Source organism: Thiomicrospira sp. R3 (assembly GCF_029581415.1).
Lineage (GTDB): Bacteria > Pseudomonadota > Gammaproteobacteria > Thiomicrospirales > Thiomicrospiraceae > Thiomicrospira.
In genome coordinates this window covers 840,772-860,700 of record NZ_CP121121.1, presented here as the reverse complement: position 1 = coordinate 860,700, position 19,929 = coordinate 840,772, and the positions used below count along the sequence as shown (strand labels likewise).

22 protein-coding genes are annotated in these 19,929 nt (G+C 43.6%); 8 read left to right on the top strand and 14 right to left on the bottom strand.

Annotated features, from left to right (window positions below):
- Positions 1–134 precede the first annotated feature (134 nt).
- Entirely contained in the window at positions 135–452 is a 318-nt protein-coding gene (locus P8S55_RS04305) for a CcdB family protein (RefSeq protein ID WP_289225048.1), read from the bottom strand.
- The gene (locus P8S55_RS04300; protein WP_289225047.1) at positions 452–697 is read right to left on the bottom strand and encodes a type II toxin-antitoxin system CcdA family antitoxin; all 246 of its coding nucleotides are present in this window, start codon (positions 695–697) and stop codon (positions 452–454) included. The genes P8S55_RS04305 and P8S55_RS04300 overlap by 1 nt, the downstream gene beginning before the upstream one ends.
- Positions 698–1,014: 317 nt before the next feature.
- Here P8S55_RS04300 and P8S55_RS04295 point away from each other — a divergent pair, with 317 nt between their 5' ends.
- Positions 1,015–1,272: a response regulator gene (locus tag P8S55_RS04295; RefSeq protein WP_289225046.1), complete on the top strand. Its 258-nt coding sequence runs from the start codon at positions 1,015–1,017 to the stop codon at positions 1,270–1,272.
- A gap of 20 nt (positions 1,273–1,292) precedes the next feature.
- Here the strand turns inward: P8S55_RS04295 and cmoB are convergent, their stop codons facing one another.
- The 4 genes from cmoB to P8S55_RS04275 all read right to left on the bottom strand — a co-directional run bounded on the left by cmoB (position 1,293) and on the right by P8S55_RS04275 (position 5,163).
- The gene (gene cmoB / locus P8S55_RS04290; protein ID WP_289225045.1) at positions 1,293–2,279 is read right to left on the bottom strand and encodes a tRNA 5-methoxyuridine(34)/uridine 5-oxyacetic acid(34) synthase CmoB; all 987 of its coding nucleotides are present in this window, start codon (positions 2,277–2,279) and stop codon (positions 1,293–1,295) included.
- Positions 2,260–3,021 (bottom strand): carboxy-S-adenosyl-L-methionine synthase CmoA, encoded by a 762-nt coding sequence (gene cmoA / locus P8S55_RS04285; protein ID WP_289225044.1) that lies wholly within the window; start codon positions 3,019–3,021, stop codon positions 2,260–2,262. The genes cmoB and cmoA overlap by 20 nt, the downstream gene beginning before the upstream one ends.
- A 67-nt stretch (positions 3,022–3,088) precedes the next feature.
- Positions 3,089–4,255 carry a DUF3095 domain-containing protein gene (locus P8S55_RS04280; RefSeq protein WP_289225043.1) on the bottom strand — a complete coding sequence of 389 codons (1,167 nt, stop codon included), beginning with the start codon at positions 4,253–4,255 and terminating at the stop codon, positions 3,089–3,091.
- Between the two features lie 11 nt (positions 4,256–4,266).
- The gene (locus P8S55_RS04275) at positions 4,267–5,163 is read right to left on the bottom strand and encodes a LysR family transcriptional regulator (protein WP_289225042.1); all 897 of its coding nucleotides are present in this window, start codon (positions 5,161–5,163) and stop codon (positions 4,267–4,269) included.
- A 108-nt stretch (positions 5,164–5,271) separates the two neighbouring features.
- Here P8S55_RS04275 and P8S55_RS04270 point away from each other — a divergent pair, with 108 nt between their 5' ends.
- The 3 genes from P8S55_RS04270 (at position 5,272) to P8S55_RS04260 (ending at position 8,870) form a co-directional block, all read left to right on the top strand.
- A complete protein-coding gene (locus P8S55_RS04270; protein ID WP_289225041.1) occupies positions 5,272–5,967 on the top strand; it encodes a pirin family protein in 696 nt (231 codons plus the stop codon).
- A gap of 25 nt (positions 5,968–5,992) precedes the next feature.
- The gene (locus tag P8S55_RS04265) at positions 5,993–6,529 is read left to right on the top strand and encodes an NADPH-dependent FMN reductase (RefSeq protein WP_289225040.1); all 537 of its coding nucleotides are present in this window, start codon (positions 5,993–5,995) and stop codon (positions 6,527–6,529) included.
- Between the two features lie 166 nt (positions 6,530–6,695).
- A complete protein-coding gene (locus P8S55_RS04260) occupies positions 6,696–8,870 on the top strand; it encodes a sensor domain-containing diguanylate cyclase (protein WP_289225039.1) in 2,175 nt (724 codons plus the stop codon).
- Between the two features lie 47 nt (positions 8,871–8,917).
- Here the strand turns inward: P8S55_RS04260 and P8S55_RS04255 are convergent, their stop codons facing one another.
- Complete coding sequence (locus tag P8S55_RS04255; RefSeq protein WP_289225038.1) at positions 8,918–10,510, bottom strand: ABC-F family ATPase; 1,593 nt, start codon at positions 10,508–10,510, stop codon at positions 8,918–8,920.
- A 558-nt stretch (positions 10,511–11,068) separates the two neighbouring features.
- Between P8S55_RS04255 and P8S55_RS04250 the strand changes: the two genes are divergently transcribed.
- Complete coding sequence (locus tag P8S55_RS04250) at positions 11,069–12,244, top strand: TsoY family (seleno)protein (protein WP_289225037.1); 1,176 nt, start codon at positions 11,069–11,071, stop codon at positions 12,242–12,244.
- 188 nt (positions 12,245–12,432) lie between these two features.
- Here P8S55_RS04250 and P8S55_RS04245 read toward each other — a convergent pair whose 3' ends face one another.
- Together P8S55_RS04245 and tnpA (P8S55_RS04240) are read right to left on the bottom strand one after the other, a co-directional pair.
- A complete protein-coding gene (locus tag P8S55_RS04245) occupies positions 12,433–12,969 on the bottom strand; it encodes a hypothetical protein (RefSeq protein WP_289225036.1) in 537 nt (178 codons plus the stop codon).
- Positions 12,970–13,147: 178 nt separating this feature from the next.
- A complete protein-coding gene (gene tnpA, locus P8S55_RS04240) occupies positions 13,148–13,564 on the bottom strand; it encodes an IS200/IS605 family transposase (RefSeq protein ID WP_289225035.1) in 417 nt (138 codons plus the stop codon).
- Positions 13,565–13,594: 30 nt separating this feature from the next.
- Here tnpA (P8S55_RS04240) and P8S55_RS04235 point away from each other — a divergent pair, with 30 nt between their 5' ends.
- Positions 13,595–14,827, top strand: a complete 1,233-nt coding sequence (locus tag P8S55_RS04235) for an RNA-guided endonuclease InsQ/TnpB family protein (protein ID WP_289225034.1) — start codon at positions 13,595–13,597, stop codon at positions 14,825–14,827.
- Between the two features lie 71 nt (positions 14,828–14,898).
- Here P8S55_RS04235 and P8S55_RS04230 read toward each other — a convergent pair whose 3' ends face one another.
- Together P8S55_RS04230 and P8S55_RS04225 are read right to left on the bottom strand one after the other, a co-directional pair.
- The gene (locus P8S55_RS04230; RefSeq protein WP_289225033.1) at positions 14,899–15,195 is read right to left on the bottom strand and encodes a c-type cytochrome; all 297 of its coding nucleotides are present in this window, start codon (positions 15,193–15,195) and stop codon (positions 14,899–14,901) included.
- 102 nt (positions 15,196–15,297) lie between these two features.
- The gene (locus P8S55_RS04225; RefSeq protein WP_289225032.1) at positions 15,298–15,603 is read right to left on the bottom strand and encodes a c-type cytochrome; all 306 of its coding nucleotides are present in this window, start codon (positions 15,601–15,603) and stop codon (positions 15,298–15,300) included.
- 249 nt (positions 15,604–15,852) lie between these two features.
- Between P8S55_RS04225 and P8S55_RS04220 the strand changes: the two genes are divergently transcribed.
- The gene (locus P8S55_RS04220) at positions 15,853–16,026 is read left to right on the top strand and encodes a hypothetical protein (protein ID WP_289225031.1); all 174 of its coding nucleotides are present in this window, start codon (positions 15,853–15,855) and stop codon (positions 16,024–16,026) included.
- On the opposite strand, the gene rsgA is transcribed toward P8S55_RS04220, so the two are convergent.
- Together rsgA and tnpA (P8S55_RS04210) are read right to left on the bottom strand one after the other, a co-directional pair.
- Positions 16,023–17,021, bottom strand: coding sequence for a ribosome small subunit-dependent GTPase A (gene rsgA, locus P8S55_RS04215; RefSeq protein WP_289225030.1), 999 nt, complete (start codon positions 17,019–17,021; stop codon positions 16,023–16,025). The genes P8S55_RS04220 and rsgA overlap by 4 nt on opposite strands.
- A gap of 209 nt (positions 17,022–17,230) precedes the next feature.
- Positions 17,231–17,647, bottom strand: a complete 417-nt coding sequence (gene tnpA / locus P8S55_RS04210; protein WP_289223272.1) for an IS200/IS605 family transposase — start codon at positions 17,645–17,647, stop codon at positions 17,231–17,233.
- A 30-nt stretch (positions 17,648–17,677) separates the two neighbouring features.
- On the opposite strand from tnpA (P8S55_RS04210), the gene P8S55_RS04205 reads away from it, so the two are divergent.
- Positions 17,678–18,898: an RNA-guided endonuclease InsQ/TnpB family protein gene (locus tag P8S55_RS04205; protein WP_289225029.1), complete on the top strand. Its 1,221-nt coding sequence runs from the start codon at positions 17,678–17,680 to the stop codon at positions 18,896–18,898.
- 130 nt (positions 18,899–19,028) lie between these two features.
- Here P8S55_RS04205 and P8S55_RS04200 read toward each other — a convergent pair whose 3' ends face one another.
- Positions 19,029–19,850: an ion transporter gene (locus P8S55_RS04200; RefSeq protein WP_289225028.1), complete on the bottom strand. Its 822-nt coding sequence runs from the start codon at positions 19,848–19,850 to the stop codon at positions 19,029–19,031.
- Positions 19,851–19,929: the final 79 nt, after the last annotated feature.

Sequence of the window (19,929 nt, the reverse complement as noted above, 5' to 3'; positions counted from 1 at the left end):
GAATAAACAAGACTCACATTATGGCAACTTACTCAAGAATTGCAATCCACCCAGACAGGCTTCAAGATTAGATTCATATTTTAAAGCTAAATGCTGAAAGTTGGGGTTGATACAGGAAAAACTCAGGAAAGAAGTTATATCCCAGAAATTAAAAAATCGATAGCCGCCAAAATTTCTACTCTTAAATGGGAGAGGTCAACGCCATCAGTGCCTAATTGAGCTCGGGAGATTCCAGCTAAGTCTTGTGTCATCAGGGTATAGCATTTACCTCCAATCAATAAGGTTGGATTGAGTTTGGACAAGGTAAGGTCGCTAACCAGAGCCGAAGGGCTCAGGGGAATGACCACGGTTGTGCGTAAATCATCAAGCAAATCATTTTGTATATCTAATAAAAAGGGATAGTGCTGGGAAGTTGAAGCGTTTTTATTTTTATAGGCTACAAATTGATGCATTAAAACTTCCGTACACTATCGCTAAATGAACCCTGCTGCTCAACAAAATCATTATAAGCCTGGATGCTATCCGCATTTTCTAATCGCCATTGTTGACGTTCACGTTCTTGCACTTTTTTTATTAATGCCTGCTCTAAAGTTGCAGATAAATTTATTTTCAGCCTTTTGGCTTTTGCTAATAAATCAGCGTTCACGCTGACATTGGTCGGTTTTTTGGAACTCATTGGATTGATAACTGGATTCATACCATCTGCCTCTTATAGGTTGTATGTATATTTTATGCGCATAGATAATTTTTAACAAGCTTAAACCAGTAGCCCAAATATTCATAACGGAATGGTGTTTTTTTAGCGATATACGTTATGGTGATCAACACTATCATAATGGCATGGGTCAGTTTTATGGGTGGTTTTTCAGAGTAAATCTGGGTATCGGGTGTGACTTAGTTACTTGGTTTGGTCTTTGAGGATATTCAAGAGCAAGATCGTCGTCGGGTGATTAGTTTTTTATTTGAAAAGCAAATAAACGAACCGCATTAAAACTTAAAACCAGGCCTGGTGTTATGTCCGATTTTGTGTTGCGTGTGCTCTTAGTTGACGGTGATTTATTTTTGCATCGCATTCAGTCGGCGTTGATCACTAAGTTTGGTCATCAGGTTCAAGCCGTAGCGACGGGCGAAGAAGCCCTTAGTTTATTAGAGGCGGGTTCGGCTGATGTTGATTTGGTGTTGATGGACATGATGATGCCAGGTATGGACGGCTTGGAAACAACCAGAAAACACATTTCGATCAAGTTATTGCTCAATTATTTCGTGATTTAGGCTTTAGCGCTTGTTAAGCTTTAGCTAGGTTTAGTTGCCAAAATCACAGCCCGCAAAGGGGCAGGATAGCCTTCGCAGGTTTTATTGGGGTCGTTGGGGTCAAGAAAATCCTTAAGTGAGTTCCATTGCATCCAATCGGTGGAACGCTGTTCGTCGGTTGAGGTTTGGTCCAAATCAACGCAACGCACGTTTTCAAATCCAAGCCGTTGCATCCAGTGGATTAGTTCATTAACCGAAGGTAAAAACCAAACATTGCGCATTTGTGCATAACGGTCTTGTGGGATAAGTAATTGCCCCTGTTCTTCTGGAATCACCAGCGTTTCGAGCACCAGTTCACCGCCTTTTCTTAACTGACGTTTTAGTTCATCTAAATGGTCGAGCGGGGAGCGTCGATGGTAAAGTACCCCCATAGAAAATACCGAGTCAAACGCGCCATCCAGTTTGGATTCAGGTAGGGTTTCAAGGGGTAAGGGCAGGAAGTAGGTAGGGGTTTCGCCAATAAAGTGACGCACGGCTAAAAACTGTGCCATAAACAACAGGCTGGGATCTATGCCAACCACCAGCTTTGCGCCTTCTCCGGTCATACGCCAAAGATGGTAGCCGCTCCCACATCCCACGTCTAGAATTATACGATCTTTTAAGGGCGCAAGGTGAGGGAGAACGCGTTCCCATTTCCAATCCGAACGCCATTCGGTGTCGATATAAATACCTTGAAGATCATAAGGCCCTTTGCGCCAAGGCATGAGTCCGCGCAATGCATCTTCAAGCTGTTGCTTTTGTTGTTTGTTTAATGGCGGGTAACCGGTTTGGATCGCCGGTTTATTGAGTGTAATCTGTTCAGCCGGCTTGAATTGCTGAATGCGTTCAAGTGCATCCAGCCAGCGTGGTAAATTACCATTACCTTCGGGATGGAGGGCATCTTCAATCAGGGGCGCTAATTGCTCACGCCAAAAGGCGATGCGTGTATCCTTAAGTTGGGGCCAGAGGCTATCGAGATGATGTTTCACGTGGAACCTTGTCTTGTTTGATGGCTAAAAAAGAGGCAAAATTATACGCCTGCAACCAAATCGCAGCATGATTAAATCCGATTTTTTTTAGGCGCTCAAGATGCTGGTCTGCGGTATCACTGATCAGTACATTTTCAAGAGAGACGCGTTTTTGACTGATTTCTAGTTCTGAATAACCGTTAGCCCGCTTGAACTGTAGATGCAAATGTTCAATAGTCTGCTGAATAGCCATTTCAGGGAAATGAATTTTTTCAGATAGGATTAATACCCCACCGGGATTAAGGCCATCGTAGATTTTTTGCAACAGCGCTTCGCGCTTTTCAGGCGCGATAAACTGCAAGGTGAAGTTAAGGACAACAATTGATGCTTGTTTAATATCGATATGGGCAATATCGTCGAGCACAAACTTAACGCGTTGGTCTGATTGAAACGCGGCTAAATAGCTTTGAGCGCGTTCGATCATAGCGGGTGAATTGTCCACCGCAATAATCTGGCAAGGGGTGTTTTCTAACTTTCGTCGCAGCGTAAGGGTGACCGCACCCAGCGAGCAGCCGAGGTCGTAAATGGTGGAATGCGCTTGTGCAAACAAGGGCGTTAGTTCACCAATGCCGGTTAAGATCGTTTGATAACCCGGTACTGAGCGTTGAATCATATCGGGAAATACCGCTACTACCGATTCATCAAATTGGAACGCGCCTAGGGTTTCGTAGGGGTTGGAAAATAAAGTGTCTTTTTGGTTCATAGCGTCACATGCTTGATAAAAATGGGCCTATTATAAACCTATACTAGGGGTTAGCATCCTGCGCTATTTAATTTTGTGCGCTGTTTATTTGTTGTTTAAGTTGTTTGGCGGCCAAGGCATAGCCTCCATCGGCGCCATCTACAAAATGGAGATGCTCAACACCTGCTTTGGAGATCAAACAGGTGACGAGTGCGGCATCACTAGTGTGTGCGCCATAAAATAATTGACCTTCTTGAACACGCTGATCTAACCAGGCCTGCAACTGAGTCCATTGTGTTTGGCCACAGCTAAAAACGGTGCGATACACATCATCTACTTTTCTAAAGTCTGAGTTTTCAAGAAAGTCATCTTTGTACTGCCCCCATTGCGCGTCACCGAGTCGTAGTTTAAAGCGCATTAAAACCAAGCCGAGTAGATTTTGTAAGCGTAGCTTCCACAGTGTTTTGAGTTGAGTCAGCATCGAGGTCTGTCCCGCTGTTTTAACCAGCATTTCGCCCATAAGGGTTTCAGCCGAAAAGCCTAGTTTTAAGTGTTGGGTCGCTAAGGGGTGATGTTGTTTTTCATCGCCAACATAATGGTTAATAATTTGTTGGAGATTTTTATAAAGTTCTATTTGCTGTGCAAGTAGTGGCTTTTGTGAGGTTACCAGTAAACTAATCGTTAAGTCTTTTGGGCTAGGTAGACGTTTCCAGCGACATTCAAATCCAGAATAATCTGCTTCAACCGGTTCTTGTGCCGCGGGAATATGCAGTGACCAATCCTTCTTGATTTTGTTATCCGCTTCACTAAGTCCGCCGCCCATAAAGATGGCTTGACCCAAGCTTTTGTTTTTTTGGTAGTGACAAACCAGTATTTTGTTTCCGAGTTGACTGTAGGGGATTAGGCCAATTCTTAAATCGAGTTTAAAGCTGGTTTTAGCAAGTTGTTGGCAGGCTTGAAGTGTTTGTTTTACCTTATCGATCTGGCAGGGCGGAATACAAAAAGTCGCGCCATCGCCACCAAAGACATAGGGCACCTCAAGGGGTTTTAGGGCGTTAACCATTGCAGCGACAGTAAAGCCACCAACCGCATTAATCGCCCGATATTGGCCTCGCGCAATAGCTTGGGTTGAGTTAATTACATCGGAGATGACAACCACCCAATCATCAGGTAACTCGTGGAATTGTTTGGAATCCAGTGCCTGTTCAAATTGATTGATTTTTGGCAGGGATGAGTAGAAGTGGGGGTTAGTCATAAAATGAGCTCCTATTTAAAATGGCTCAGTGCTAAATCAACAAAGGCTCTTACCTTAGCTGATAGATGCAACCTATGCGGATAAACCATATACGCACATTGTGCAGGCATGTCATAGTCGCCGAGCAGTCTAACGAGTTGGCCGTTATCAATTTCTTGCTGACAATCATAGCTAGGTAGGCGAGTAATGCCAACACCTGCGAGTGCTAAGGTTTTAAGCATCGGCAGGTTGTTGCACTCAACGCGGTTTTCAACCTCAACATGCTGTAGCTCGCCTTCGGGGGTGCAGAAGTCCCAAGTGATCGGCACTTGGTTGTACATGTATTTAATTGATTGATGGTGCTTTAAGTCTTGTGGTTTTTGTGGGCGGGTAAAGCGGGCCAAATAGTCAGGGCTGGCAACGGTGAAAAATTCAAAATCAATGAGTTTACGGCTAATAAGGTTCGACGACTTAAGTTGCCCCATGCGCACGCTTAAATCAAATCCTTCACCAATCAAGTCAACTAATCGACTGCTTAGGTCGATTTGTAATTTCACTTCAGGGTAGCGAAGCATGTAATCACGAATCACCGGCTGCATATGCGATTGACCAAAGCTATTAGGCAGGCTTATCTTCAAGCGACCGCTGGGGGTGTCTTGGAGTTGGTGGATACTTTGTTCGGCTTCACGCGCGTCGCCAACAATTTGTTTAGCTTTTTCAAAATAGACCTGGCCGACATCGGTTAAACGCAAACTGCGCGTAGTGCGGTTAATTAAGCGTGCGCCCAAACGCTCTTCGAGTTTCGTAATCGATTTGCTGATATGCGACACCGCATAACCTAACTCGGTGGCCGCAGCACTAAAACTGCCGGATTCAATGACTTGAACAAAAATGCTCAAACCTTCTAAGGCGTCTTTACGATTGATCATACACGGCCTATATTTTCTATTAGGAAAAAGAGCTTTTATAAATTAGGTCTTATAAATCATATAGGAAAAAGTTAAGCTATGTCCAACTATTACTACGAGGAGAATGGCATGTTGCGTTTAAGACCTTCAAAAGAGCGCGGTTATAACAAAATTGATTGGTTAGAGTCTTATCATAGTTTTTCGTTTGGGAGTTATTTTGATCCTAATCATATGAATTTTCGTAGTTTACGGGTGATTAACGAAGATTGGATTCAACCGAGTAGTGGCTTTCCAACTCATCCGCATGACAATATGGAGATCATTACCTATTTGATTGAGGGGCGGTTGGCGCACAAAGATAGTATGGGGAATGTTGAAGAAATTTTGCCGGGTGAAATCCAGTGTATGAGTGCGGGTTCAGGAATTACCCATAGCGAGTTTAATCCTTCTGACAAGGACCTGACGCATCTTTATCAAATTTGGCTGATTCCGGCTGAGAAAAATATTAAACCTGGTTATCAGCAAATTCGTTATGATCAAGCGCAGCCAGGGCATTTAGTGTTGCTGGCGAGTCAGGCTCCGCGAGATGGGGCGGTATTTATTAATCAAGATGTCGATTTGTATCGTGCAGAACTGACTCAGGGACAAGAGGTCAAGTTTGATCTGCGTCCTGGGCGTGGAATTTGGTTGCAGTTGGTCAAAGGTGAGTTGGATGTGAACGGTGAGGCAATGCAAGCCGGTGATGCACTGGCGGTTGAGGATGAACCAGGCCTGGTGATCACCACGGACTCAAATGCTGAATTTTTATTATTTGATTTGGTGTAAATCTTAAACTATGAGGAGTGAAGACATGAAATTTTTAGGAGTTAGTGGAAGTTTGCGTAAAGCCTCGTTTAACAGCGCATTATTGCGCGAGGCCTCAAAATTAGTGCCAGCAGGAGTCGAGATGGAAATACGCACTCTTGAAGCCTTGCCGATATTAAATCCGGATAATTTAGAATCAGGCTTTCCTGATTCAGTTAATGACTTAGCACGCGCGCTCAAGCAGGCCGATGCATTGGTTTTGGCCTCGCCTGAATTTAATTATTCGGTTACGGCGGTGATGAAAAATGCGATCGACTGGTTATCTGTTCACCCCGATGCACCGCTGCGCGCTAAACCGGTCGCTTTAATGAGTGCTAGCCCGAGCGCATTTGGTGGAGGGCGTGCGCAGTACCATTTGCGCGAGATTTTGATTTACCCTGGTGCCAGGGTGCTAGGCGTGCCTGAGGTTATGGTTGCCAATGCATTTGATGCGTTTAACACCCAGGGTGAGCTGACAAACCAAGCCAGTAAAGCGTTAATCACTCAACAAATGCAAGCTTTAGGGGCGATGGCTAAGGCTTAGAAGCGATAGCTTAATCTCAACCCGATTACGCCCGTTTTGTTTGGCCAACTAAAGCGCTTGGTCTGTACGGGCTGATAACATATTTTTAGCGTTCTCTGCTAGGTTTATATGCAAGCTTGTATGTTAAACTTACTAATACTTGAATAGTAATGGCAGAGTTATGGGCATGGACGTTAAATGTGATCACAGAGAGCCTATTTGGCCGCTTATTATAATAGGCGCGGGGCCGATTGGCATTGAAGCGGCTATCTATGCGAAGAAGCTTGGGGTCGAACCTTTAATTTTGGAATCTGCACCTGTCATTGCGCCAACGCTAGAGGCCCTGGGGAATTTAACACTTTTTCCAGCAGCCAAGCTAATGATGACACCTTTAGGCCTTGAGTGGGTGGGTGAGGCTTCATCAATTAATCTATTCACGGCTAAAACCTATCGAGATTTTTACTTGCTACCACTGGCTGAAAAGAGTGGTTTACGGATTGAGTTGAATTGTCGTGTTGAATCGATTGCGCGAAGTGGCGTGACGCGTGAGGTCATTTCGGTCGAGGCACGAAAATCCGCGCCATTTAAGCTGCTGTTAACGACGGAACACGGTCCTCAAACCCTATTTGCTGAGCATATTATTGATGCAAGTGGTATCTATCAAGCGCCTTTGCCTTTAGGAGATAGCCGAGTGGTTGTAGAAGGTGAAGCTGAGCACTGTCTTAATATTGAATATCAGCTTGTTGACTTTGTTAAACACTTTGAGCATTACAACGGGCGGAAGATTGTTTTATTTGGTGATACTTATTTAGCCTATAGCAGTTTGCAGCGATTCGTTGAACTCAAAGCGCGTTGGTCACCGACTACTCAGCTAACCTGTATAAAAGAACAGGCTGCTCGTCCTTTTTATAAAGACGAGCTAACGAAAGCAGGCGCACATCGATATGTTGAAATGGAAGCTAAGATTCAACAGGATTCGTTGCTATCAAACAAGGTAAGCTTTGTTGATCAGGCGCGTGTGATGGCGATGCATTTTGATGCGATGGATGAATCAAATTGGACGCTTGATTTATGCCGTTCTAACCAACCGCTTAGGTTGCAAGCGGATAGGGTGATTAGTAATTATGGGTTTCGAGTAGATCCCAGTCTGTGGAAAGACTTACACATTGAGTCGTCTTATGTGACGGGTGGGCCTGCGGCTTATGCGCAGGCGCTACTTAATGCTTTGGAAGGCATGGGCCAAGTTAGCCAGGCGATGCCGGCTTATGCGTTAAAAAACCCTGAACCCAATTTCTATATCATCGGTGCGAAAAGTTATGGCAGTCAGGCAGGCTTTATTAGCCGAATTGGATTGGGCCAGATTGTGGCGTTATTTCAGTTGATTAGCCAAGACAAAACGTTAAATTTATATGCAGATTTTGCTGAAAACCTTATTCTTGCCGACTCTAAAACGCTTCAAGGCTTGGCGGTTAAACTCAGTGATTCAGAGGAGTTTTATAAAACCTTAACTAGAGTTATACAAGAGGTAGTTTTTCAAACCGACTTACAACAGTGCATTACCTATCTAAGCGACTCTTGGTTGGAGTTAACGGGTATTGATCCCGCTTATTATATTGGTCTAGATTGGCAAGAGTTATTTGAGGATGCGAGGGATTATCAAAAAACGACCCTTACAAAAGATTTGTTATTAGGATATCAGGGGGAGCGACAAAACCTGTTTTCGATCAAGTGTGCTAATGGTGCGCGTAAATGGGTGATAGTAAAGCCTTACCAATTGGTCGACAAACAAAACCAGCCCTATGGTGTGATCAGCTCGTTAAAAGACGTTACTGAGCAAATTGAGCTTAGCCAGAAGTTAGATGAGCTAAAGGCGCAGCACAAAAATCAAACTTACCATGACGAAAAAACGGGAGCAGCAACTCGGTTGAAGTTAACTGAGATGTTACGGTTGAACCATTCTTTATTTAGGCGCTATGGCACGCCTTTTTCTGTGTTGATGTTTGCAATGGATCAGTTTAGAGCCTTTAGCCAAGCACAGGGTGCGGATGCGGCATCCGTGTTACGTGAAAACTTTGCACATATGGTCAAAAATTCATTACGAATTTCGGATGAGTTTGGCTGCTGGCAGGGTGAGAAATTTATTATTGTTGCAGCGAGTAATGAACTGGTTGATGCGTATCAGTTGGCAGAAAAGTTACGCCAAATGACCTCAAGTAGTATATTGGTGCCTGATACCGAGATTACAATTAGTTTAGGGGTCGCCTCGATTGAGGTGGATGAAACGATTGAGTCTTTGCTTGAACGCGCTGAAAAGCTGTTCAGGCAAGCACGACTCGACGGTAAAAACACCGTTAAGTATTAACGGGTTTGTTTGAGAAGGGCTCGGGGCTTACCCCGAGCAGATTGCGTTTAGACAAAACCTTTGTGGCTTAAGTAGGCTTCGTAGTTATCGTTGAAGTCCTCAATGCCCTCGGGCGACATCACCCATAAGCGTTGCGCTAAGGATGAAACAAATTCGCGGTCATGGCTGACAAATATCACCGTACCTGGATAGTCTTCAAGCGCCATATTTAGCGATTCAATCGATTCCATGTCCATGTGATTGGTGGGTTCATCCATCAGTAATACGTTAGGTTTTTCCATCATTAGCTTACCAAACATCATCCGACCTTTTTCGCCACCCGATAGCACCTTAACTGATTTATCGATGTCTTTCTGTGAGAACAACATGCGGCCTAAAATTGCGCGTATTGCTTGTTCATCATCCCCCGGTTTTTTCCATTGACTCATCCAGTCAAATAACGACATATCAATGGCGAACTCATGCGTATGCTCCTGTGCGTAATAACCGATACTGGCGTTTTCGGCCCATTTAACCTGACCTTTATCGAGTTCTAAGTCACCGACTAGGGCGCGTAATAAGGTGGTTTTACCTATACCGTTTGGACCGATAATCGCTACTTTTTCGCCCGCCTCCACCATGGCGCTAAAACGATTGAAAATAGGTGAGGTATCGAAGGTTTTGCTGATGTTTTCGCACTCAACCGCTAAGCGAAACAGCTTTTTATCTTGCTCAAAGCGGATAAAGGGGTTCACGCGACTAGAGGGCTTGACTTCACTAAGTTCTATTTTATCGATTTGTTTGGCGCGTGAGGTGGCTTGTTTGGCTTTGGAGGCATTGGCCGAAAAGCGACTGACAAAGGTTTTTAATTCGGCTATTTGTGCTTTCTTTTTGGCGTTATCGGACAGCAGCTGTTCACGGGCTTGGGTTGAAGCTAACATATAGTCATCATAGGTACCCGGGTAAACGCGAAGATCACCGTAATCCAAGTCAGCCATGTGGGTACATACACTGTTTAAAAAGTGGCGATCATGCGAAATGATGATCATCGTACTATTGCGCGCATTCAAAATCGTTTCTAGCCAACGAATCGTGTTGATATCGAGGTTGTTGGTCGGTTCATCAAGTAATAAGATATCGGGATTGGCGAACAAAGCCTGGGCTAATAACACACGTAACTTCCAACCAGGCGCAACCTGTGACATAGGGCCGTAGTGCAGTTCAACCGGAATTTCTAAACCTAGCAATAGCTCACCCGCACGCGAGTCGGCGGTATAGCCATCCATCTCGCCAAACGCGACTTCTAACTCAGCGACTTTTAAGCCATCCTCTTCGGACATTTCGGCCAAACCGTAAATACGATCACGCTCTTTTTTAATGTCCCAAAGTTCGGCATGACCCATAATCACCGTGTCAATGACGCTAAAGGTTTCATAGGCAAACTGATCCTGGCGCAGTTTACCCAAGCGCTCGTTGGGGTCAAGCATGACTTGGCCTGCGGTGGGCTCAAGGTCGCCGCCCAAAATTTTCATAAAGGTCGATTTGCCGCAGCCGTTAGCGCCAATCAGACCATAGCGGTTACCACCGCCAAATTTAATCGAGATGTTTTCAAATAAGGGTTTTTCGCCAAATTGCATAGTGATGTTCGCGGTAGAGATCAAAGCTGTATTTCCTGTTAAATCAAAGATGAAGGCGCATTCTACTCTTTTTGGCAGGCCAGTGCGAATTTGCGAAGCGGATTCAAGAAAGCTCAGACATATTTTTGTTGGAACTCGGTGACCTTTTGCATATAGCGTCGGGTTTCTTGATAGGGTAGGTTTTTAACTAGATGATTATAAACTTGGTTGGGTTGCATTCGATTGATGCGATCGAAAGCCGTGTTGCGATTTGAATCAAACGCGTGCTAAATAACGATCATATAATATCGATAAATACACCACGCCCATTTGAATATTGTTATAAAACGTTTCTGCCAGGTTTTCAAGCGTTCGTTTTAGTTCGTTTCATCCATGTACCCTGTTGATTTAGATTATGGGTTGTTAGGCTAATACTAGTCTAGTTATAGTTTCTATCTTATCGTGTTTTGGCAAAAAAAGTTCTTTCTATTAGTAATCTCTTATATTAGAATGATTTAATATACTTTGATTAATGAGTATATAAAAAATATTTATTAATTGTGATTTAAGTTATTTATCGTTGGTTTTAAAGGAGTAAGGTTTATGATTAAACAACTGGGTGAACGCTTTAACCCGATGTATTTTTTAGCGGCCTTAGGCGCGGGTGGTTTATCGGTTTCGTTTTTTATGTATTTAATGTTTATGATTCCACATCCTGACACACCGATTGTCACCTTTAATCATATTTGGCCCTACTATCAAACCGGTGCATTATGGCAACAGGTTTTGATTAGTTTGGCATTGATTGGTATTGTGCTGTTTGCTGTGATTCATTTGCGTTTGTTAGTTTGGAATATTCAAGAGTATCGTGGGTTTCGTCAAACCCCAGCATTTGGCAGCTTGCGCAACTCGAATGCTGAAATTAGCTTGATGGCGATTCCGCTAACTCTTGCGATGACGATTAATGTGTTATTTGTTTTAGGAGCGGTATTTATTCCCAATCTTTGGTCGGTTAAAGAGATTTTATTCCCCTTTTCGATCCTTGGCTTTTTAGCGGTCGGTGTTTATGCGCTCAATATTTTGGGTGTCTATTTTACCCGCTTGTTCACTAATGCGGAGTTTGATTTTTCAAAAAATAATAGCCTAGCACCGATGGTATCGATTTTTGCTTTAGCAATGATTGCGGTGGGATTGGCCGCGCCTGCCGCAATGAGTGATCAAGCAGGCCTGGTTGCATTGAGCTTATTTGTGTCGATTTTTTTCGCTGTGCTAGCGGTGTTATTGATGATCGTTAAATTGGTACTTGGATTTAACGATATTTTACGTCATGGTTTGCGAGTTGAAGCGGCGGGGAGTTTATGGATTGTGATTCCGATTATGACGATTCTAGGGATAACCTACGTGCGTTTATCCCATGGAGTTAACCATCATTTCAGCGAATCGGGTGAGCCAATCAACTATTTTTTATTGATTAGCGCGTTGTTATCTATACAAATTATTTTCGGTCTGATTGGTTATGCCTTGATGAAAAAACTCGGGTACTTTCGTGATTATGTTCAGGGTGACAAAGCGGGTGCGCCTTCTTTTGCCTTGATTTGTCCAGGTGTCGCTTTGTTTGTGTTCGGTATGTTTTTTGTCCATCTCGGCTTGGTGGCAACGCAAATTATGCCGATTTTTTCACCGATTTACTTTCTGATTCTATTACCGTTTATCCTTATTCAAGCCAAAACCATTCAGGTGTTTTTTGGACTCAATAAGCGTGTTTTACAGCGCGCGTAATAAGGGCTTTTTAAACCCCAGCGATGTTAAAAAACTAATCTCGTTGGGGCAAAAGCTGTCGTTCGTATTGAGGCTGTACTTTATCAGGCAATAACAGTGGGTCGTAATTGTATTCAACCCAATGCTAGAGCTTGAGCCTGCTTAGCCAGCAAAAGACCATCGCGCCTATGGGGGCATGAGACGATGCGTTATTTAAAAAAATAGCCAATTTTCAGCATAACCCCCGATACACCAAATAGACTAAGCTCGGTAGTCACTTTGCGGTACTCAAGGCCTAACGACGGAATAATGGCGGGCGCAACGCCAAGATTGTTAAAAGGAATCTTGTCTTGGTATTCACCTCGATAGCCATGGATAAACCCGCCTGTTAGGGAGGCATAGGGTTGTAGGTTTTCTTGGGTTGCTTGCAAAAAATTAAAGCGACCACCGAGATACAAGTAGGTGGTGTTTTGTGAAAAAGAGTTTTTAAAAAAAGCACCGCCATAAAACCAATCCAACTGATTTAAAAAAGGTTGTTCGGCTGTTAAAGCCAGTGTGCGAGTCTTTTTGGGGTGAAGTTGCAGGTTAATCAATTGTTGGTGATTGTTGTGCTTAGGATCAGGGTTGAAGTGTTTGGTCCACAGTGAAGTTTGCACTAAAATTCGGTGTTCTTGTTGTGCTAGTGCTAGGCTGGGTAGTAGCAAAAAAATTAGACTACCTGTAAAGGCAAAACCACGTTTATTCATTCCGTTTCCTAAAGTTCATTGACGAGCTCGAGTTCCTACACACTTTATTATTTTATCATTAAAACCTAAAACTAAATAGAAAGCGCGTGAAAATGGTAAATTTTACGCGCTATTTATCCAATAGCGCGTAAAACCCCATCCTTTAGGTCGGGGATATAAGCGGAACAGCAAAGCCTGTTTAGTGTGGTCGTTGTTGTTGCTCAATATATTGCTTGATAATTGACAAGGGTGCACCGCCACAACTGCCTGCAAAGTAGCTGGGGCTCCAAAGCATATTCCCCCAAAGTTTTTTCTGAATTTCGGGATGGTTTTTTTTGCGAATAAGGCGACTTGATACGCCTTTCAAGCTATTCACCAGGTTAGAAATTGCTACTTTAGGCGGGTAATTAATCAAAAGATGTACGTGGTCATGCTCGCCATTAAACTCCACTAATTCCGCTTCAAAATCCAAGCAGACTTTTTTAAAGATTTCTTCCAAATCATTTAACACCCTGTCACTAAAAACATCTCTGCGGTATTTTGTGACAAAGACCAAGTGAACATGAAGATTAAAAACACAGTGCCTGCCTGTTCTTATTTCATTGTTAATTTGCATAGACCAATTCTCTTTTGTATAATTATAACCGTGAAAAACACTATTCGAAAAGCCTTTAAATTCCGACTTAACCCTAAGCCTGACCAAGCTCAGAAGATGGTTGGGTTTGCCGGTGCCAACCGGTTTGTATGGAACAAGGCATTAGCGATGAACTTGTTTCGGCTTGAAAACAAGCAGTCGATACTGTGGTATCACGAAATGGCGTTTTGGCTAACACTCTGGAAACAATCCGACGAATACGGTTTTTTAAAAACCGCTCACTCTCAAACGCTACAACAAACGCTGAAAAATCTCGAACGTGCGTTTAAAGATGGTTTTGATAAAACCCAGCCACTAAAACGCATTCCGGTATTCAAAAGGAAAGGATTGGGTGACAGTTTTCGCTATCCGCAGGGATTTAAACTTGAGCAAGATACCAACCGTGTATTCTTGCCAAAAATTGGCTGGGTGAAATACCGCAATTCACGCCAAGTAATCGGTGAGCTTAAGAATGTGACGGTTTCCAGAAAAGGGAAGCATTGGTATGTGTCGATACAAACTGAATATGAAGCCGATATTCAGCGCCATCAATCAACATCCATCGTGGGTATTGATCTAGGCGTTAAACGCTTTGTCACCTTATCTGACGGCAACTGCATTGAACCGTTAAACAGTTTTAAACAGTGGGAAAAGAAGTTGGCTTTAGCACAGCGTAAGCTGGCACGAAAAGCTAAGTTCTCTGCCAACTGGAAAAAGCAGAAACAAAAAATAACCCGTGCGCATGAGCGCATTGCCAGTGCCCGATTAGACTTTTTACATAAATCTTCAACCGTGATTTGCAAAAACCACGCCATGGTCGTGGTTGAGGATTTAAAGGTAAAAACCATGTCGAAATCGGCCAAGGGCGATATAACCAGGCCTGGTCGAAACGTGAAAGCCAAGTCGGGCTTGAATAAGGCGATTTTAGACCAGGGCTGGGGAATGTTCATGCAGATGCTTGAATACAAGCAGGCCTGGTTGGGTGGCGATGTGTTAAAGGTTAACCCCAAACACACCTCTCAAACCTGTCCGTGTTGTGCTCATGTAGCCAAAGAAAATCGTTTAACACAATCCAAGTTTGAGTGTGTTGAATGTGGCTACACTGAAAACGCCGATGTAGTCGGTGCTTTGAGCGTGTTAGCCCGAGGGCATCGGGGGTTAGCCTGTGGAGTTGAATCGTTGGATTTGATGATGAAGCAGGAACCAGCGGGAAGGCGCGAGTCACACCCGCTCTTAACGGCCTAGCGCCGTTGGGAATCCCCGTCGTTCACGGCGGGGAGGATGTCAACAATGAACGTTTACTGTTCAGTAGACAATTATTTTGGTGTTTGTTTGGAATACCATTCAGCCAAATCTTTTATTTCTTGGTCAGATAAGCCACGTGCGAAAGCAGCCATAGAATCATCACGACGAAACCCATCACGGTAATCTTTTAAAGCTTTTTCAAGATAGGCGGCATGCTGACCTGCAATTTTTGGAAAGTTAGGTACAACACTGTTGCCATCTACACCATGACAGCCGATACAGGTATTTGCTTTAGCAGGGGGTTGCAAAGCAAAACTGGCAGAGCTAAATAATCCTAAAGCAACAGCGGCAAGTATTGTTTTTTTCATTTTGTATGTCTCCATTAAAAAGCCAAAATTGATTATAAACGATATAAGGTGGCTTTAAGTAAAAAACCGCCAATTGGCGGTTTTTTCAATGTAATTGAAATGTTACATTTGTGACATGTAGGCTGATAAGTTAGCGATGTCAGCGTCAGACAAGCCAGTCGCAAAACCAGTCATCATGCCTGTCATCGGACCAACCTGCTCACCCGCGCGGTAACGCTTTAGTAATTCAGCAAGCTCACCCGCATCGCGGCCTTTAACAGCCGGACCAACACCGCCTTGACCTTGCATACCATGACAACCCATACAGGTTGAGTAAGAAGCCTGACCTGCAACAACATCACCTGCGTGAGCAGCCATACCGAAAGACATTAAGCCCGCTGCAGCTGCAGCTATCATTGTTTTTTTCATTTTGCACTCTCCTAAAAGCACGATAAAATTTCGGGAAATCCCTAAGTCTTATTAAACCTGATATTTAGGGGTTAAGTCAAGTAAACCTGGCTCGAGATAAAGGAAAAACAGGGTTAAACTCCATCAAATGTTTTTATAGGTAAGTATCAAGTTTTAATTGATGGGTTCAATAAATTCAATTTTTTGGTCTTATTTATTTATCTGATAATCGGTTACAATAGGCCAATCTTGAAGAAGGAGACGCTATATATGGCGATCGTAAAGATTTGGTTAATTATTATGTTAGCGACCTTTGCCAGTTGGTATTTGCTCAAGTTGATGAACAACCCGAAACCTTTAGCGTGGATATTTCTATTTTGGTTGGCGGTGATTGGAACCACCACCGTGTTACTCTATTTAGTTTCGGTGTTTTTAGTCGCTTAACTGGCTGAAGGTTTGCTATTAGCGTTGGTTTTAAACTCTACCAATAATCGTTGAAAGCTCAAGTAACGGCTTTCAGCGATTTCATCTTGTTCAACCGCCTGCCTGATAGCACAATTGGGTTCAATTGTGTGGGTACAGTTGTGAAACTTACATTGGCCTAAAAACGGTTCAAAATCAGTGTAATAACTTTCGAGTTCAGTGAGGCTGCAAGGGGCAGGGCTAAATTGACGAACACCTGGAGAGTCAATAATGTCCCCGCCTTTGGGCAGGTGGTAAAGTATGCTGTTAGTTGTGGTATGAACACCTAACCCAGTGGCTTCGGATAGTTTACTGGTGCGGATTTCTAAATCAGGAATAAGTGCATTGATTAGCGATGACTTTCCAGCTCCGGATGGCCCTACTAGCACCGATGTTTTGTCGCTCAAAAAGTCTTCTAAATCCTCAAGTCCATCTTCGATTTGGCTTGATACAGGAATGATTTCAATCCCTAGCTCATCATAAGGGTAGAGTGTTTCGGCTAAGGTTTCCCAGTCTTCATCGGTGGTAAGTAGATCGGTTTTATTGATAATTAATGCGCATGGTAAATTAAGCTGTGCTGCTGCGACCAGATAGCGATCAATCATATCCGGGTGAATACCTGGCTCAATGGGCGCAACGATACCAATAATATCAATATTAGCGGCTACCATGCGAGTTTGCCCTCGGAACCCAGGTCGTGAAAGTGAACTGTGACGCGCAAGGTTTTCGCTGACAATACCTGTGCCTGATTCAATGCCTGCTTGCCAAAATACTCGGTCACCTGCAACTAACTTGCCCAAATGCTGGCGTATGGCACAACTCACTATTTCACCTTGTTCTGATTCAACCAAAAGCCGTTTACCGAAATTGGTAATCACCAGGCCTGGTTGTAATTCAGCGTTTGAGGGCGTGTCATTTTTTTGGCGCTTCAAATTGACACGGCGTGCTTGTTGGTCGCTGAGTTTACGTTTGCTCATGAATGGTCTCTTAATAGGGTGTGGGTGGATTTTAGCCTGAGTGACGCTAGCTTGCAAAACTTAAGGTGTGAGTTGTTCCCTAGTGCTACAATGTGTTGATTGGAAAAAGCTAAATCATGCGCTAGAGAATTTTGGTGAGACGCTTTATCGAATCCCGCGTAAAACCCCGTCCTTTAGGGCGGGGATATAAGCGCACAGGCGAAGCCTGTTTAGTGTGGGCGTTGCTGTTGTTCGATATATTGCTTAATAATAGAAAGTGGGGCACCGCCACAACTGCCTGCAAAGTAGCTGGGGCTCCAAAGCATATTCCCCCAAAGTTTTTTCTGAATTTCGGGATGGTTTTTTTTGCGAATAAGGCGACTTGATACGCCTTTCAAGCTATTCACCAGGTTAGAAATTGCTACTTTAGGCGGGTAATTAATCAAAAGATGTACGTGGTCATGCTCGCCATTAAACTCCACTAATTCCGCTTCAAAATCCAAGCAGACTTTTTTAAAGATTTCTTCCAAATCATTTAACACCCTGTCACTAAACACATCTCTGCGGTATTTTGTGACAAATACCAAATGAGCGTGAAGATTAAAAACGCAGCTCCTGCCTGTTCTTATCTCGTCATTAACTTGCATAGACCAAATCCTTTTTGTATAATTATAACCATGAAGAAAACGATACGCAAAGCCTTTAAGTTCCGACTTAACCCAAATTCTGACCAAGTACAGAAGATGGTTGAGTTTGCCGGTGTCAACCGGTTTGTGTGGAATAAAGCGTTAGCGACGAATTTGTTTCGGCTTGAGCATAAGCAACCGATACTCTGGTATAGCGAGATGGCGTTTTGGCTAACACTCTGGAAGCAGTCTGACGAATACGGTTTTTTAAAAACCGCTCACTCCCAAACCCTACAGCAAACGCTGAAAAACCTAGAGCGTGCGTTTAAAGATGGTTTTGATAAAACCCAGCCACTAAAACGCATTCCGGTATTCAAGAAAAAAGGCGCTTCTGACAGTTTTCGCTATCCGCAGGGATTTAAACTTGAGCAAGATACCAACCGTGTATTCTTGCCAAAAATTGGCTGGGTGAAATACCGCAATTCACGCCAAGTAATCGGTGAGCTTAAGAATGTGACGGTTTCCAGAAAAGGGAAGCATTGGTATGTGTCGATACAAACTGAATATGAAGCCGATATTCAGCGCCATCAATCAACATCCATCGTGGGTATTGATCTAGGCGTTAAACGCTTTGTCACCTTATCTGACGGCAACTGCATTGAGCCGTTAAACAGTTTTAAACAGTGGGAAAAGAAGTTGGCTTTAGCACAGCGTAAGCTGGCACGAAAAGCTAAGTTCTCTGCCAACTGGAAAAAGCAGAAACAAAAAATAACCCGTGCGCATGAGCGCATTGCCAGTGCCCGATTAGACTTTTTACATAAATCTTCAACCGTGATTTGCAAAAACCACGCCATGGTCGTGGTTGAGGATTTAAAGGTAAAAACCATGTCGAAATCGGCCAAGGGCGATATAACCAGGCCTGGTCGAAACGTGAAAGCCAAGTCGGGCTTGAATAAGGCGATTTTAGACCAGGGCTGGGGAATGTTCGTGCAGATGCTTGAATACAAGCAGGCCTGGTTGGGTGGAGATGTGTTAAAGGTTAACCCCAAACACACCTCTCAAACCTGTCCGTGTTGCGCTCATGTAGCCAAAGAAAATCGTTTAACACAATCCAAGTTTGAGTGTGTTGAATGTGGCTACACTGAAAACGCCGATGTAGTCGGTGCTTTGAATGTGTTAGCCCGAGGGCATCGGGGGTTAGCCTGTGGAGTTGAGGCGTTTGTCTCAACCGTGAAGCAGGAACCGGTTTCTACCGAAGTCGCTTGCGTATAAGGTAAAAACGCCTGGTGTCAGACGATACTAGGAATCCCCGTCCTTTAGGGCGGGGAGGACGTCAAGCGAGCCATCTTGGACGTGCAAAAATTGTGATGAATGGTACTTAAATTGTGATTCACACACCGCTTTATTTTTTGTTCTGAGCCTCAACTAGCGTCTGCAACTGTTTCTTTAACTCATCCATCTCAGCACGAATGTAATTAATATTTTCATAGTTCTGTAGGTCGTGTGCCGCAGCGTTGGTTTCCTCTTCCTTCGCTTCGTTCATGGCGTCAATGATAATACCAATAAACAAGTTTAAGACGGTAAATGAAGTCATGATAATAAACGGAATAAAGAACAACCAAGAGTGAGGGTAAACCTCCATCACTGGCCGCACAATGCCCATAGACCAGGATTCAAATGTCATAATTTGAAACAGGGTGTACATGCTCGCACCCATAGTACCAAACCACTCAGGGAATGAATCGCCAAACAGGTTGGTACTCATCACCGCGCCAATATAAAACAAAATGGCCAGCAGGCCTGCTACCGACACAGCACCAGGAATAGCACGCAACATACCACTGACAACACGGCGCATACTTGGCACCGCGTTGACCAAGCGCAATAGGCGAAGAATACGCAAGGCGCGTAAGACTTCTAGGCTGCCTGAACCAGGAATAAGTGCAATACCCACAATAATAAAGTCAAAATTGTTCCAGCCATTACGGAAAAACTGACCCCGGTAAACAAAAAGTTTTAATAAGATCTCAACAACGAAGATCGATAAACAAAGGGTATCGAGCCAATCAAGGGTGTTAATCACATCATTTGAAAGGCTTTTTGACGTTTGAAGGCCAAGAATCGCGGCATTGAATAAAATAACGCCGATGATAAAGTTGCCAAACCATTTAGCTTCAATGAAATGTTGAATGCGTACTGTTAGAGAGCCAGCTGTTTGTGTCATGGTGTGTTATTTTGTCCTCAAACTAAATAATGTTGATTAAATAAAGCAAAAATAAAGCATCAATAAAGCAAGAATGAAA

What these genes read in the sequence shown, in the direction of transcription:
- P8S55_RS04305 (WP_289225048.1), bottom strand. Translation starts at nt 452, where the DNA reads ATGCATCAATTTGTAGCCTATAAAAATAAAAACGCTTCAACTTCCCAG.
- P8S55_RS04300 (WP_289225047.1), bottom strand. Translation starts at nt 697, where the DNA reads ATGAATCCAGTTATCAATCCAATGAGTTCCAAAAAACCGACCAATGTC.
- P8S55_RS04295 (WP_289225046.1), top strand. Translation starts at nt 1,015, where the DNA reads ATGTCCGATTTTGTGTTGCGTGTGCTCTTAGTTGACGGTGATTTATTT.
- cmoA (WP_289225044.1), bottom strand. Translation starts at nt 3,021, where the DNA reads ATGAACCAAAAAGACACTTTATTTTCCAACCCCTACGAAACCCTAGGC.
- P8S55_RS04280 (WP_289225043.1), bottom strand. Translation starts at nt 4,255, where the DNA reads ATGACTAACCCCCACTTCTACTCATCCCTGCCAAAAATCAATCAATTT.
- P8S55_RS04275 (WP_289225042.1), bottom strand. Translation starts at nt 5,163, where the DNA reads ATGATCAATCGTAAAGACGCCTTAGAAGGTTTGAGCATTTTTGTTCAA.
- P8S55_RS04270 (WP_289225041.1), top strand. Translation starts at nt 5,272, where the DNA reads ATGTTGCGTTTAAGACCTTCAAAAGAGCGCGGTTATAACAAAATTGAT.
- P8S55_RS04265 (WP_289225040.1), top strand. Translation starts at nt 5,993, where the DNA reads ATGAAATTTTTAGGAGTTAGTGGAAGTTTGCGTAAAGCCTCGTTTAAC.
- P8S55_RS04260 (WP_289225039.1), top strand. Translation starts at nt 6,696, where the DNA reads ATGGACGTTAAATGTGATCACAGAGAGCCTATTTGGCCGCTTATTATA.
- P8S55_RS04250 (WP_289225037.1), top strand. Translation starts at nt 11,069, where the DNA reads ATGATTAAACAACTGGGTGAACGCTTTAACCCGATGTATTTTTTAGCG.
- P8S55_RS04245 (WP_289225036.1), bottom strand. Translation starts at nt 12,969, where the DNA reads ATGAATAAACGTGGTTTTGCCTTTACAGGTAGTCTAATTTTTTTGCTA.
- tnpA (WP_289225035.1), bottom strand. Translation starts at nt 13,564, where the DNA reads ATGCAAATTAACAATGAAATAAGAACAGGCAGGCACTGTGTTTTTAAT.
- P8S55_RS04230 (WP_289225033.1), bottom strand. Translation starts at nt 15,195, where the DNA reads ATGAAAAAAACAATACTTGCCGCTGTTGCTTTAGGATTATTTAGCTCT.
- P8S55_RS04225 (WP_289225032.1), bottom strand. Translation starts at nt 15,603, where the DNA reads ATGAAAAAAACAATGATAGCTGCAGCTGCAGCGGGCTTAATGTCTTTC.
- P8S55_RS04220 (WP_289225031.1), top strand. Translation starts at nt 15,853, where the DNA reads ATGGCGATCGTAAAGATTTGGTTAATTATTATGTTAGCGACCTTTGCC.
- rsgA (WP_289225030.1), bottom strand. Translation starts at nt 17,021, where the DNA reads ATGAGCAAACGTAAACTCAGCGACCAACAAGCACGCCGTGTCAATTTG.
- tnpA (WP_289223272.1), bottom strand. Translation starts at nt 17,647, where the DNA reads ATGCAAGTTAATGACGAGATAAGAACAGGCAGGAGCTGCGTTTTTAAT.
- P8S55_RS04205 (WP_289225029.1), top strand. Translation starts at nt 17,678, where the DNA reads ATGAAGAAAACGATACGCAAAGCCTTTAAGTTCCGACTTAACCCAAAT.
- P8S55_RS04200 (WP_289225028.1), bottom strand. Translation starts at nt 19,850, where the DNA reads ATGACACAAACAGCTGGCTCTCTAACAGTACGCATTCAACATTTCATT.